The 13,486-nt window shown below is 40.8% G+C and carries 13 protein-coding genes; 9 read left to right on the plus strand and 4 right to left on the minus strand.

Features of this window, described 5'->3' with window-relative positions:
* Positions 1-80: 80 nt before the first annotated feature.
* A complete protein-coding gene (ilvA, locus tag FTV52_RS10210) occupies positions 81-1,619 on the minus strand; it encodes a threonine ammonia-lyase, biosynthetic (RefSeq protein ID WP_019837302.1) in 1,539 nt (512 codons plus the stop codon).
* A 106-nt stretch (positions 1,620-1,725) separates the two neighbouring features.
* Between ilvA and rpiA the strand changes: the two genes are divergently transcribed.
* The 7 genes from rpiA (at position 1,726) to FTV52_RS10245 (ending at position 8,455) form a co-directional block, all read left to right on the plus strand.
* Positions 1,726-2,397, plus strand: coding sequence for a ribose-5-phosphate isomerase RpiA (gene rpiA, locus FTV52_RS10215; protein ID WP_004973429.1), 672 nt, complete (start codon positions 1,726-1,728; stop codon positions 2,395-2,397).
* Positions 2,398-2,487: 90 nt separating this feature from the next.
* Positions 2,488-3,168 (plus strand): M48 family metallopeptidase, encoded by a 681-nt coding sequence (locus FTV52_RS10220; RefSeq protein ID WP_004973431.1) that lies wholly within the window; start codon positions 2,488-2,490, stop codon positions 3,166-3,168.
* A 187-nt stretch (positions 3,169-3,355) separates the two neighbouring features.
* Complete coding sequence (argC, locus tag FTV52_RS10225; protein WP_179990765.1) at positions 3,356-4,411, plus strand: N-acetyl-gamma-glutamyl-phosphate reductase; 1,056 nt, start codon at positions 3,356-3,358, stop codon at positions 4,409-4,411.
* Positions 4,412-4,490: 79 nt separating this feature from the next.
* Entirely contained in the window at positions 4,491-5,264 is a 774-nt protein-coding gene (locus FTV52_RS10230) for a DUF6776 family protein (RefSeq protein ID WP_096901621.1), read from the plus strand.
* A 19-nt stretch (positions 5,265-5,283) separates the two neighbouring features.
* Positions 5,284-5,700, plus strand: a complete 417-nt coding sequence (clpS, locus tag FTV52_RS10235; protein ID WP_004973438.1) for an ATP-dependent Clp protease adapter ClpS — start codon at positions 5,284-5,286, stop codon at positions 5,698-5,700.
* Between the two features lie 9 nt (positions 5,701-5,709).
* Entirely contained in the window at positions 5,710-7,986 is a 2,277-nt protein-coding gene (gene clpA, locus FTV52_RS10240) for an ATP-dependent Clp protease ATP-binding subunit ClpA (RefSeq protein WP_179990766.1), read from the plus strand.
* Between the two features lie 115 nt (positions 7,987-8,101).
* Positions 8,102-8,455 carry a YnfA family protein gene (locus FTV52_RS10245; protein ID WP_004973443.1) on the plus strand — a complete coding sequence of 118 codons (354 nt, stop codon included), beginning with the start codon at positions 8,102-8,104 and terminating at the stop codon, positions 8,453-8,455.
* Positions 8,456-8,530: 75 nt separating this feature from the next.
* Here the strand turns inward: FTV52_RS10245 and FTV52_RS10250 are convergent, their stop codons facing one another.
* From FTV52_RS10250 to FTV52_RS10260, 3 genes are all read right to left on the minus strand, one after another.
* On the minus strand, positions 8,531-9,019 hold the full coding sequence (locus tag FTV52_RS10250) for a hypothetical protein (protein WP_004973445.1): 489 nt from the start codon (positions 9,017-9,019) through the stop codon (positions 8,531-8,533).
* 148 nt (positions 9,020-9,167) lie between these two features.
* Complete coding sequence (gene argF / locus FTV52_RS10255; RefSeq protein WP_179989471.1) at positions 9,168-10,088, minus strand: ornithine carbamoyltransferase; 921 nt, start codon at positions 10,086-10,088, stop codon at positions 9,168-9,170.
* Positions 10,089-10,199: 111 nt separating this feature from the next.
* Complete coding sequence (locus FTV52_RS10260) at positions 10,200-10,850, minus strand: TetR/AcrR family transcriptional regulator (RefSeq protein WP_179990767.1); 651 nt, start codon at positions 10,848-10,850, stop codon at positions 10,200-10,202.
* Between the two features lie 337 nt (positions 10,851-11,187).
* Between FTV52_RS10260 and prpB the strand changes: the two genes are divergently transcribed.
* Positions 11,188-12,072: a methylisocitrate lyase gene (prpB, locus tag FTV52_RS10265; protein WP_004973459.1), complete on the plus strand. Its 885-nt coding sequence runs from the start codon at positions 11,188-11,190 to the stop codon at positions 12,070-12,072.
* Positions 12,073-12,076: 4 nt separating this feature from the next.
* On the plus strand, positions 12,077-13,213 hold the full coding sequence (gene prpC, locus FTV52_RS10270; RefSeq protein WP_004973461.1) for a 2-methylcitrate synthase: 1,137 nt from the start codon (positions 12,077-12,079) through the stop codon (positions 13,211-13,213).
* Positions 13,214-13,486: the final 273 nt, after the last annotated feature.

Genomic DNA, 13,486 nt, shown 5'->3' on the forward strand with positions numbered 1-13,486 from the left:
TAGGGCTCTATACTGTAGCAATATGACTAAAAAACCGCTGAAATCAGCGGTTTTTTGCACTTATTGAGATGTGTGATCGGTTATTTTAAGAAACGCTGATAACCCAAGTTATTAGTAATCTCTTGGTATGGATAAGTGATCTTTTCCAAAGTTTCAATTAAACCATCTGGGTTCTGTTTGGCATCCGAAGCTTCTAAACCGACCAATACACGACCTTCCGCTGCACCGTGGTTACGGTAATGGAACAGGGTGATGTTATGGGTTGGGCCTAAGCGCTCCAAGAAAGTCAGTAATGCACCCGGACGCTCTGGAAATTCCACACGGAATAGACGTTCATTTTCAATATCGGCATGACCACCGACCAAATAACGAATGTGTAGTTTTGCTACTTCATCATCCGACAAATCATCAACATCGTACTGGGTTTTGAGTAACTCATAAATGTCGTGGCGTTCTTTTTCACCAGATTTTAAGCTGATGCCGACAAAGACTTGTGCAGCAGTAGCATCGCTGGCGCGGTAGTTAAACTCGGTGATATTACGACCTTGCAGCGCACGGCAGAAGTTAAGGAACGCACCTTTTTCTTCTGGAATGGTCACGGCAAAAATTGCTTCTTTATGTTCACCGAGTTCAGTACGTTCCGCAATATAGCGTAAACGGTCAAAGTTCATGTTTGCGCCACAGACAATTGACACAATATTTTTATTTTGCAATTGGTGTTGCTCGACATATTTTTTGATGCCTGCCAAAGCCATTGCACCTGAAGGTTCTACAATGCTGCGGTTTTCATCAAAGGTGTCTTTAATTGCCGCACAGATTTCATCGGTATTCACCAAAACTACATCGCGCTCAACAATTGGGCCTGATTGATCTGATTTTTGTAGTTGTAAAACTTCAAACGGTTTCTCACCAATTTGTGCGACAGCAGTACCATCGGCAAATAAACCCACTTGCGGCAAAATAACCCGTTCATTGGCTTCAAAAGCCGCTTTTAAGCAAGCCGATTCATCATATTCTACAGGAATGACTTTGACATGCGGTGCGACATCGCCCAAGTAGGCTGCAACACCTGCAATTAAACCGCCACCACCAACAGCAACGAAAACATATTCGACATCGCGCCATTGACGCAAAATTTCGTTGGCAATCGTACCTTGACCTGCCATGACCAATTCATCGTCATACGGTGGAATAAAAGTCATGCCTTCATCTTGGGCACGTTGAATTGCATATTTGTTGGCAACATCAAATGAGTCACCATGTAATACCACTTCGCCACCCAAGCGTTTTACCGCTTGTACTTTAATATCTGGCGTGGTTTTAGGCATAACGATAATGGCGCGAATGCCCAGTTTTTGCCCAGACAATGCTACACCTTGCGCATGGTTGCCTGCAGAGGCAGTAATTACACCACGTTCAAGTTGGTCTTTGGGTAATTGGCTAATACGGTTATACGCACCACGCAATTTAAAAGAGAATACAGGTTGTAAGTCTTCACGTTTAAAGCGAATGTTATTGTTCAGTTTTTCACTAATTCGTGGCGCTGCGTCGAGTGGGGTTTCGATTGCAACATCGTAGACCGTTGCTTGTAAAATTTGTCGAACCAAACGAGACAGCATGTTAATCTTCCATCTAACAGTTTAAAATAGGGGGTTATTGTAACAAACCCCTGCACATTTGCGCTGTAAAATCGGCAACAAATGTCAAAAATAGTTGAGTGAAGTCATGAGTCTGTATGCTACCCAAGATGAAAAGAAGCAAGCGGCTGCCAAAGCAGCATTAAAACATTTGCCTAAAGGCGGGATTTTGGGGGTAGGTACAGGCAGTACAGTGAATTTCCTGATTGATTTATTGCCTGAATTACAATTAGAAGCAGCTGTGGCAAGTTCTGAAGCGACTGCGGAGCGCTTAAAGAAACTTGGTATTGAAGTGGTCGATATGAACTCTGTGGGCAGTTTAGATGCTTATGTTGATGGTGCAGATGAAATTGACCGTCACATGCACATGATTAAAGGCGGCGGCGCAGCGTTGACCCGTGAAAAAATTGTGGCTTCTATTGCACGTAAGTTTATCTGTATTGTCGATGATTCAAAATGGGTAGAGCAATTAGGACGTGAGTTTCCATTGCCAATTGAGGTGATTCCAATGGCTCGTTCTGCGGTAGCACGCAAAATTGTGGCTTTAGGTGGCGATCCTGCTTACCGTGAAGGTGTGGTGACTGATAACGGTAACGTGATTTTAGATATTTATAATTTAAATATTTTAAATGCGTTGGAATTAGAAAAAACCTTGAATGATATTCCGGGTGTTGTGACCAATGGTATTTTTGCCATCAATAAAGCAGATATTGCAATTGTAGCGACCAATAACGGCATTGAAGAACGTACTGCGGTTTAATTCGTCTCCCAAGTCCCTTGTTTTTAATAGGGGGCTTTTCTCCCTCCTTTATTAAAGGAGGGTCGGGGAGGATTTAATAAAAGAACAACAATGACATTATCTGACTTACCTGAAATTCAAATCACACCACATGCAAAAGCAACACGTTTACGTTTGCGTGTCGAGCCGCATCAAATTCGCTTAACTGTACCGAAATATTGTACTCAGCGACAAATTCAGGATTTTTTGCAGCAATCTGAACAGTGGATGATTGAAACTTGGCATAAACAGCAGGCGCAGCAAGGACTTGTTCGGCGTGAATTGCCAAATCAGTTATCACTTTTTAATTTGGCTAAGCCTTTAAATATTCATTATCAAACACAAAAACACAGTTTTATTTTAGATTTAAAACAGCATTGCCTATGGGTTAGTGACCGCCAACCTGCGGCATATTTAAAAGCCTTTGTTATTGCTTATGCCAAACAAATGTTGCCGATATATTTGCAAACAGTCAGTCATGAAATTGCTTTGCCATTTAAACAGTGCGCAATTCGTCAACCGAAAACCCGTTGGGGCAGTTGCAGTACGCAACAGCATATTATGCTCAATAGCGCCTTGGTGTTGTTTCCTGAACAAATTGTGCGATATGTTGCTGTGCATGAGTTGGCGCATACACGACATTTTGATCATAGTCCTGCATTTTGGGTTGAAGTACAACGGCATGATGCGCACTATTTGCAGCATCGCAAGCAGTTAAAAACAACGTCTTTGCCTTGGTGGTGGTATCAATAAAAAAGCCAACACCCACATGATAAGACTACAATGCAAAGGTGTTGCACGTATTGACTACAATCCAAATCATCTTTTATAAAATCAACAGAATAAAGAAAAGCCCCAAAACCCTAGTAAAACAGTTCAGAAAACCAAAACTTCCTGTCATACTATAGCGTTAGCTTAAACATGCTTTTGAATTGAGGTAATGCACGTGATTTCAGTTGGTATTGTCGGTGGTACAGGTTATACAGGCGTTGAATTATTGCGTCTTTTGCTACGACACCCAAATGTGAAAGTAAATGTACTGACTTCACGTACAGAAGCGGGTCGCCGTGTAGATGATATGTTCCCAAGCCTGCGTGGACACACAGACCTGTGCTACTCAGATTTAAACATCGAAGAATTAAAACAGTGTGATGTGGTGTTCTTTGCTACACCGCACGGCGTTGCAATGCAACATGCTGCGGAGCTTGTTGCAGCCAACACCAAAGTGGTCGATTTAGCAGCAGACTTCCGTTTGCAAGATTTAGCACAGTTTGAAAAATGGTATGGCATGCAACATGCTTGCCCAGACATTTTAAAAGATTCAGTTTATGGCTTGTCTGAACTCAACCGGGAACAAATTAAACAAGCACAGGTGATTGGTAACCCAGGGTGTTATCCAACCACAGTGCAACTTGGTTTAGCGCCATTATTTAAACAAGCTGAAGCTTTAGTGAAACCTGAAAGCATTATTATTGATGCAAAATCAGGTGTGTCTGGTGCAGGCCGTAAAGCCAGTTTGGGCATGATTTATTCTGAAAATGCAGACAACTTCAAGGCTTATGGTGTTGCAGGACATCGCCATCATCCAGAAATTGTAGAAGCATTGGAAAATATATCGGGTCAAAAAGATGTGTTTAATCACATTGTATTTGTACCGCATTTGGTGCCTATGATTCGCGGTATGCTTAGCACTATATATGTCGATTTAACTGAGGCAGGTAATGCAGCAGATTTACAAAGTCTGTATGAGCAGTTTTATGCCAATGAACAGTTTGTAGATGTCATGCCTGCCAATAGTTCACCAGAAACGCGCTCGGTACGTGGCGCTAACCAGTTGCGTATTGCATTGTATAAACCACAACCGAAAAAATTAGTACTTTTGGTTGCGCAAGATAACTTGGTGAAAGGTGCAGCAGGGCAAGCAGTACAAAATATGAACCTCATGTTTGGTTTTGCAGAACATGCAGGACTTGAGGTGATTGGTTTATTACCATAAGAACACGTTTTTCAACTTCACACACATTTAGATTTCGATTTAAATGTGTGTTTTGAATGAATCAAAACAAGAGATGACGATGCATAACACCGATACAGAAACCACGTCACAGTCGAATTCAAGCATGACACCCTCATCTACACCGCCAGAAAAAAAGCCATTTCTTGAAAGCAATGCGCCTTTGGCAATTGGTGCTGCCATTTTAATTTTAGGTAGTGGCTTTTTGGGCTATTCAGTCGGGCATCGTCAGGGCTTAACTGTGGTTGGTTACGATGCCGATGCAGAACAACTGGTTGAAGTGGTGCAAGAACAAAAAACGCGTTTGGAAAGTCTGAATAAGAGCTTAAATGCTGCGGTTCAAGAACGCGATGTTGCGGTCAGTAACTCCAATGATTTGTATCAAGCTTTCACTCAAGCAACTGAAGATAAGCAACGTACTGAAGGCATGAGTGCGATTTATCGTGAAGTTTTGCGTCAACGTGGTGGTTTAAGCCTGACCGTGCAAAATCTTGGGGTGAAACCATTACCAGACAATGCTTATGAATATCAGGTCGATTTGGTACAAGTGAGTCCAAACAAGCGACGTGCAAGTGGTACGGTAGAACTGCGTTTAATTCAAGGCACAGAAGTGCTGGTTGTTCCGATGGAAGACAGCAATTTTAATTTTGATAATTATGAGCGTTTAACAGGGCGCTGGAGCATGCCTAAAGGCTTTAATCCAGACTTTATTGAAGTCCGTTTAAATGGCGCAACTCCTGTGATTAAACGCTTCAGTTGGAGCAAAGGCAAAGCCGTGGAGGCAGATTCTGCCTTTATTTCTGAAATTCCACAAGCAGAAGCTAGCGCTCAATAATGTGTGATATGTAAAACTTATGCGAACCCAAAAAAGATCCATCTGTTTAAATGAAATTAAAACCACTTTTCATCAATCTGGCTATGTCGATTGGCATTTAACCCCGCGTTTAAGTGTGGATGATGCAGGACATGAAGATGATGGTGATATTGCGGTACAAACTGCGCCGCCACAATTAAAACGCCCACCTTTATATGTTGTCGTTTTAATGAACGATGATTACACCCCAATGGACTTTGTAATTGAAATTTTACAACAATACTTTGCAATGAATCTTGACCAAGCGACTCAAGTAATGCTAACTGTACACTATGAAGGAAAAGGTGTCGCAGGGGTCTATCCGCGGGATATTGCGGAAACGAAAGCGAACCAAGTCAATAATTACGCTCGATCACAAGGTCATCCATTACTTTGTCAGATTGAGCCTAAAGATTAAGGGGGTTACATGCTCAGTCGTCAATTAGAAGTATCACTACGTTTGGCTGTTAGCATGGCTCGTCAAAAGAGACACGAGTTTCTAACGGTTGAACATTTATTATTGGCTTTATTAGACAATGATTCGGCAGTCAATGCACTCAAGGCGTGTGGTGCAGATGTTATTGTGCTGCGTAAAGAACTCGAAGAATATGTAGAACAACATACCCCTAAACTTGCTGAAAATAACGATCAGGCGCCGCACCCGACCGAAAGTTTTGACCGCATTTTGCAGCGTGGTATTTTCCATGTGCAATCTAGCGGTGGTGACCGTACGGTTGAAGGCGCAGATATTTTAGTGGCAATGTACTCTGAACGTGATTCATTTGCCGTGTATCTACTCAAGCGTCATCAAATTAACCGTTTGACCTTAACGCAATACTTATCGCACGGTACACGTAAAGACGAAACGCAAGCGGAAGAAGAGGTTGAAGAATTAGATAGCGAAAGTTCAAGCTCTGCCAATGCTGGCCCGTTAGAGCTTTACACGCTAAATTTGAATACTGAAGCGCAAAAGGGTAAAACCGATCCGTTAATTGGGCGTGAAAAAGAAATTGAGCGTGCTGCACAAATTCTATGCCGTCGTCGTAAGAACAACCCATTGTTGGTGGGTGATCCAGGCGTGGGTAAAACCTCTATTGCCGAAGGTCTGGCGTGGCTGATTGTGAATGGTAAAGCGCCAAAACCACTCGAAAATGCCGAAGTATATAGTTTGGATATCGGTGCGTTGGTAGCGGGTACAAAATACCGTGGTGACTTTGAAAAGCGTTTAAAACAACTGTTAAATGCCTTGAAAAAGAAACCTGATGCCATTTTATTTATTGACGAAATCCACATGATTATTGGTGCAGGCTCAAGCATGGGTAGCACTATGGATGCATCAAATTTAATTAAACCTGCGTTGGCAAATGGTACTTTGCGTTGCATTGGCTCGACGACATTCCAAGAATATCGCCAGGTATTTGAAAAAGACCATGCACTTTCACGCCGTTTCCAAAAAATTGATGTGAATGAGCCTTCAATTTCAGAAACGATTGATATTTTACGTGGTTTAAAATCGAAATTTGAAGAATTTCACCATGTTAAATATGATGATAAAGCATTGGTGTCTGCGGTAGAGTTATCGGCCAAATTTATCAATGACCGTTTCTTGCCAGACAAAGCCATTGATGTGATTGATGAAGCAGGTGCGCAGCGCCGTTTAAGAGCTGAGCAAGATGATACTTTAATCACAGTAGAAAATATTGAAGATATCGTCTCTAAAATTGCACGTATTCCACCTAAAACCGTATCGAAAGATGACAAGACTGTACTTGAACATCTTGAGCGTGATTTAAAACGTGTGGTCTTTGGTCAAGATGAAGCTATTGAAGCGTTAGCATCAGCAATTAAACTGTCACGTGCTGGTTTAAAAACACCAGACAAACCAGTGGGTAGTTTTGTATTTGCTGGCCCGACAGGCGTTGGTAAAACCGAAGTTACCAAGCAGTTGGCAAAACTGTTGGGTGTGGAATTGGTTCGCTTTGATATGTCTGAGTACATGGAGCGCCATGCCGTTTCACGTTTAATTGGTGCACCTCCAGGCTATGTCGGTTTTGATCAGGGTGGCTTACTCACCGATGCGATTCATAAAAATCCGCATTGTGTGTTGTTGTTGGATGAAATTGAAAAAGCGCATCCTGATGTATTTAACCTATTGCTGCAAATTATGGATCATGGTTCATTGACCGATAATAATGGTCGTAAATCAGACTTCCGTAATGTGATTTTGGTTCTGACCACTAATATTGGTGCGGAAAGTATTTCCCGCGTGAGCATTGGTTTCATGGATCAAGACAACAGTAATGACAACCAAGAAGCGATGAAAAAAGCCTTCTCACCTGAGTTCCGTAACCGTTTGGATGGGGTCATTCAATTTAAAGCTTTACCTACTACAGTAATTGAAAATGTAGTGGATAAATTCTTGACTGAATTACAAGCGCAGTTGGATGATAAAAAAGTCATTCTTGAGGTTGATCAAGATGCGCGTGAATGGATGGCTGAGCATGGATATGATCGCTTAATGGGCGCACGTCCAATGCAACGTCTGATTCAGGAACACTTGAAAAAGCCATTGGCAGAAATGATTCTGTTTGGTGAACTTGTAGAACAGGGCGGTAATGTGGCTGTTTCTGTGAAGAAAGAGAACGGTAAGGCAGTCGGTTTGAAACTTGAAGTCTTTGAAGATCAAACGGCTGAACCAGCCTAATCAATCCTTATTTGAATTTTGAAAATAACCCATGTTGAACATGGGTTATTTTTTATGAATTCGCAGATGCGTGAACTTGAATCGTTACTGCTAAAAGAGAGACCACACAGGATTTATGGATTTTCAGATCACTAAAATTGCCAGCACAACGTTCTTGTTTTTTGTTACGGCAGTTATGGAAATATTAGGCTGTTATTTTCCTTATTTGATTTTAAATCAGGGGAAATCACAGTGGTTATGGCTGCCAACAATTTTAGCCTTAGCGGCTTTTGTGTGGTTATTGACTCTACATCCTGCGGCATCGGGGCGAATTTATGCGGCTTATGGTGGTATTTATATTTGTACAGCCTTGATTTGGTTAAAGTATGTAGATCAAGTCAATTTAACACGTTGGGATATGTTCGGTGGAATGATAGTAGTTTTAGGCGCATTGATCATTATTTTACAACCGCAAGGTTTAATACGTTAGGTTATATTTGGGTTTACGCATTAAACCTTAGGCATTAAATCTTAAAGCTGAGGTTGTTTTAGTTTTAAATACAGTTCAGTCTGCTTTAAATTGGCACTCGCTATTTGCCAATTGCACATTAAACTGGGTTTTTTCTGCACTGAGTTTTAAGTTCAATACATAGGGATTTACCCGTTGGAACTGATGCTCAAAAATAGATTCACAATTATGAATTAAGTTTTGTTTAATCATATTTTTGACATTGTTATAACCTGTACTTTCTACAAACTGCGTGAAGTCAGGTGAAATAATCATGCCACGAATATTGATTTGTTTGTCTGTCGCCGTACTTTGTTCAATCACTGTATTTTGATCGACCTGATAAGGCATAGTACGAGAATCTTCATCACTAATGACATCTAAAATTTCATTTAAAGCGACGATATTTTGAATTTTATAATCTGCACTTAGAATCTTTTGTTGGACTAAATATTGATCTAATTCACTGGCTTTGGCATAGAGTGAAGCACTCGCGATCAGTGTAGTAGTGCACAGCGTAATTGTGGCAAGTGTTTTATCAATCATATTGTTTATCTAGGCTCTTTTAGAAATTTTAGAAAAATAGACCATAACTCAAGATTATAGCGAGCCAAATAAAAAAACAGCACCTTTTGGTGCTGTTTGTAACAAAACTCATCAAAGTTTTGCGAATATTTAAGACGGGTTTTAAAGCTTAGTCTTTTTTAAGATTTTCATTCAATAAAAACTCAACCAATGCTTTTTGAGCATGTAAGCGATTTTCTGCTTCATCCCACACTACAGCATTTTTGTGATCGAGCATATTTTCAGAAATTTCTTCACCACGGTGCGCAGGTAAGCAGTGCATAAATAAACAATCAGGATGTGCTAAATCCATCAGGCGTTCATTCACTTGATAGTCTGCAAACGCTTTTTCACGAATTTTTTGTTCTTCTTCCTGTCCCATGCTTGCCCAAACATCGGTCACAATCAGATCAGCATTCACTGCTGCATCCTCAGCAGAATCGACCAATTCTACGCAGTGTGCAAATTCAGACAGGAAGCGCTGTTCTGGCTCATAACCTTTCGGTGTCGCAATTTTTAAATTAAAGCCCCACATGTGTGCTGCTTCAATATATGAGTTACACATATTGTTGCCATCACCAATCCACGCCACAGTTTTACCTTCAATTGAACCACGGTGTTCAACATAGGTTTGCATGTCTGCAAGGAGTTGGCATGGGTGATGATCGTCAGTTAAGGCATTGATCACAGGAACTTTAGAATAAGAAGCAAAGCGTTCTACAATGTCGTGACCAAAGGTACGAATCATCACAATATCAAGCATGCTTGAAATGACACGTGCAGAATCTTCAATCGGTTCACCACGGCCTAACTGTGTGTCACGTGATGATAGGAAAATTGCGCTGCCACCAAACTGACTCATACCTGCTTCAAACGATACACGAGTTCGGGTACTAGATTTTTCAAAAATCATTCCCAAGACTTTGCCCACAAAGGGTTGGAAAACTTCATTGTTATGCTGTTTACGCTTAAGCTCAATGGCGCGTTGCAAAATTTGATTCAGTTCTAAAGTCGATAAATCGCGTAATGTTAGAAAGTGACGTAGAGCCATTCGTTACTCCACAATAATTGCTGAATGAGAAAAACAACAATTAGTTGTTGGTTGGTTAAGTGAAAAAGGGAATCGGCTAATATACTATAGGATGAAGAAATTGCAAAAAAACTAGACTTTTTGATGGGCGTCTAGAAAGCGATCTACACAATAACTTACATAATTGGTTGTTTCTTGTTCTGTTTCTTGTTTTGGAATACCCATGATGATACGCCATTCAAAATTTCTTAAAATACCGAAATACAGTTGTGCAGAATAAATAGGCTGTTCACAGCAAATTAAACCTTGCTGACTGGCATGTTCCAATACTTTGGCAATACAAAGTTGCACATGCAAAGGGCCGCGCTCATGTATGTGTAAGGCAATATCAGGATTGCGCTGACTTTGCTCTAATACCAGACGCATAAAGGCTGCATTTTCTGGTTCCAAAATATGATGATAAAAATTCAATAAGGTTTGAATCAAATAACCACGTAAATTTGAATCAATTTGTTCAAAGGGAATGTGAATATCCTGAAAAAATTTATCACGGCGATAATCACAAATAGCTTTGAATAACCCTTCTTTATTGCCAAAGTATTTATAGATCGACGCTTTAGAACCGCCTGCGTGTTGCACAATATCATCTAAGGATACGGCATCGTAACCACGCTCTAAAAATAGCTCAGTTGCACTGACTAATAACGCTACACATCGCTCATGACCACGCTTGGTTGGTGGTATATCTTTACCTAAAGGAGCGAAATGGGCGAGTTCGTGCATATTGAGTAAAAAATCATCAATTAAATAGAAGGGAGATTGTCATTATAACAAATATATGTACAGCGTGCTGTGTCGAAGTGTACTTGCACATGGCATGATTTGAGCTGAAAAAGCCATATTTTTAGAAAATAGTTTAAATTTTGCTTATTTAGTGTACTAAAAAGCTGTGTTTATCAAAAATAAAGAATAACCAACATCACGAAAATTTATTGTGCAATAAATTTGAAAATTATTTGACTAAAGTTTTAGAGTATAGATTCTAAAAAGCCATGGCGTGATCTCGCATTCTCGATATACTCGAATCTCGAAAAATATAGTAAGAAAAGCGGAAAGGAAGATGACAGAACAAACATCTGCGGGCTTAAGATTCAGACAAGCCTTGGAAGTCGAAAAGCCATTACAAATTATCGGCACGGTAAATGCTTATGCTGCCATGATGGCAAAACAAGTGGGCTATAAAGCCATTTATTTATCTGGTGCAGGTGTTGCCAACTATTCTTACGGTTTACCTGACTTGGGCATGACCAGTTTAGACAACGTCTTGGAAGATGTGCGTCGTATTACTGAGCGTGTAGATACTCCATTATTGGTGGATATTGATACTGGTTGGGGTGGTGCATTTAATATTGCCCGCAGTATTAAACAAATGATTGCTGCAGGTGCTGCTGCAGTACACATTGAAGATCAGGTTGCACAAAAGCGTTGCGGACATCGTCCAAACAAAGAAATTGTAACCCAACAAGAAATGGTCGATCGAATTAAAGCTGCAGTTGATGCAAAAACTGATTCAAACTTTGTAGTCATGGCACGTACAGATGCCTTGCAAAAAGAAGGTTTGCAGGCCGTGATTGACCGTGCTTGTGCATGTGTGGAAGCAGGTGCAGATGCAATTTTTGCTGAAGCGATGACTGACATTACCATGTACAAAACAGTATGTGATGCAGTAGGTGTACCTGTACTTGCAAACATTACTGAATTTGGTGATACCCCATACTACACCACTGAAGAATTGGCAGAGCAGGGTATTCGTATGGTGTTGTATCCACTTTCACCAACACGTGCCATGCAAAAAGCTGCCTTAGAAGTAATGCAATCTATTCGTAAAGATGGCACCCAAGTCAATGTCTTAGACAAAATGCAGCAACGCAAAGAATTATACGAATTCCTTGATTATCACACTTTTGAAAACACATTAGACAAGCTGTTCAAACAGGAGAATTAAAAAAATGGCTGAAGGAAAAGTACTCACAGGCGCAGGATTGCGCGGACAAGTGGCGGGTAAAACTTCACTCTCAACTGTAGGTAAAAGTGGCGCAGGCTTAACTTACCGTGGTTATGATGTACAAGACTTGGCAGAAAACTGCCAGTTTGAAGAAGTTGCTTACCTGATTTTCTTTGGTGAATTGCCTACTTCAGAGCAATTGGCTGCCTATAAAGCAAAATTGAAATCTTTACGTGCATTGCCACAAGCATTGAAAGAAGTGCTTGAGCGTATTCCTGCAGATTCACACCCAATGGATGTGATGCGTACAGGTGTTTCAATGTTGGGTAACCTAGAAACCGAACAGTCATTTGAACAGCAACAAGATGTTGCAGACCGTATTTTGGCAACTCTGCCAGCCATTATCTGCTATTGGTATCGTTATAGTCACGATGGCGTGCGTATTGAAGAAAATACTGACGATGACTCAATCGGTGCACAATTCCTGCATTTATTACGTGGTGAAAAACCAAATGAATTGCATGAACAAGTGATGAACGTATCATTAATTTTATACGCAGAGCATGAGTTCAACGCATCGACCTTTACGGCACGTGTTTGCGCATCAACTTTGTCTGACATGCATTCATGTATTACAGGCGCGATTGGTTCATTACGTGGCCCATTACACGGTGGCGCGAATGAAGCAGCGATGGAAATGATTGAAAATTGGACATCGCCAGAAGAAGCTGAACGTGAAATGCTAGGCAAGTTGGAACGTAAAGAAAAGATCATGGGCTTTGGTCATGCGATTTATAAAGACAATGATCCACGTAACGGCATCATCAAAATCTGGTCTGAGCGTTTAGCGCAAGATGTAGGTGATACAGTACTTTATCCTGTATCGGTGCGTTGTGAAGAAGTGATGTGGCGTGAGAAGAAATTATTCTGTAATGCTGACTTCTTCCATGCGTCTGCGTATCACTTTATGGGTATTGCGACCAAACTATTTACACCAATCTTTGTGATGAGCCGTGTAACAGGTTGGGCAGCACACGTGATGGAACAGCGTGCAGATAACCGTATTATCCGCCCAAGTGCAGATTATACAGGCCCAGAATTGCGTAAAGTTGTACCAATTGCAGAGCGTTCGGCTGCTTAATTGGTTGTCTAAAAAGCTGTACCGTGCATGAACATCATGTGATGCAGCAGTTTAGGCTGAAGATAAGGTTTCATTGTTAAGCAATGGAACCTTATTTTTTTTGAGGTTTGGATGAGGGTAGTCAAAAATACAATGAGTAATTATTGGGTAATCCTCCCTAAAAATAATTGAGTTTAAAAGTAGAAAATCGAATAACCTTGATTTAAGGAGATTTTCTATGAAAACATCTAAGTATTCAGACAGCTTGATCATGAGTATCTTGAAGCAAGCTGA

The sequence above is a fragment of the Acinetobacter sp. YH1901141 genome, from assembly GCF_013416935.1.
Taxonomy (GTDB): Bacteria; Pseudomonadota; Gammaproteobacteria; order Pseudomonadales; family Moraxellaceae; genus Acinetobacter; species Acinetobacter towneri.

Coding starts and splice junctions, on each gene's coding strand:
- ilvA (WP_019837302.1), bottom strand. CDS start 1,619: ATGCTGTCTCGTTTGGTTCGACAAATTTTACAAGCAACGGTCTACGAT.
- rpiA (WP_004973429.1), top strand. CDS start 1,726: ATGAGTCTGTATGCTACCCAAGATGAAAAGAAGCAAGCGGCTGCCAAA.
- FTV52_RS10220 (WP_004973431.1), top strand. CDS start 2,488: ATGACATTATCTGACTTACCTGAAATTCAAATCACACCACATGCAAAA.
- argC (WP_179990765.1), top strand. CDS start 3,356: ATGCACGTGATTTCAGTTGGTATTGTCGGTGGTACAGGTTATACAGGC.
- FTV52_RS10230 (WP_096901621.1), top strand. CDS start 4,491: ATGCATAACACCGATACAGAAACCACGTCACAGTCGAATTCAAGCATG.
- clpS (WP_004973438.1), top strand. CDS start 5,284: ATGCGAACCCAAAAAAGATCCATCTGTTTAAATGAAATTAAAACCACT.
- clpA (WP_179990766.1), top strand. CDS start 5,710: ATGCTCAGTCGTCAATTAGAAGTATCACTACGTTTGGCTGTTAGCATG.
- FTV52_RS10245 (WP_004973443.1), top strand. CDS start 8,102: ATGGATTTTCAGATCACTAAAATTGCCAGCACAACGTTCTTGTTTTTT.
- FTV52_RS10250 (WP_004973445.1), bottom strand. CDS start 9,019: ATGATTGATAAAACACTTGCCACAATTACGCTGTGCACTACTACACTG.
- argF (WP_179989471.1), bottom strand. CDS start 10,088: ATGGCTCTACGTCACTTTCTAACATTACGCGATTTATCGACTTTAGAA.
- FTV52_RS10260 (WP_179990767.1), bottom strand. CDS start 10,850: ATGCACGAACTCGCCCATTTCGCTCCTTTAGGTAAAGATATACCACCA.
- prpB (WP_004973459.1), top strand. CDS start 11,188: ATGACAGAACAAACATCTGCGGGCTTAAGATTCAGACAAGCCTTGGAA.
- prpC (WP_004973461.1), top strand. CDS start 12,077: ATGGCTGAAGGAAAAGTACTCACAGGCGCAGGATTGCGCGGACAAGTG.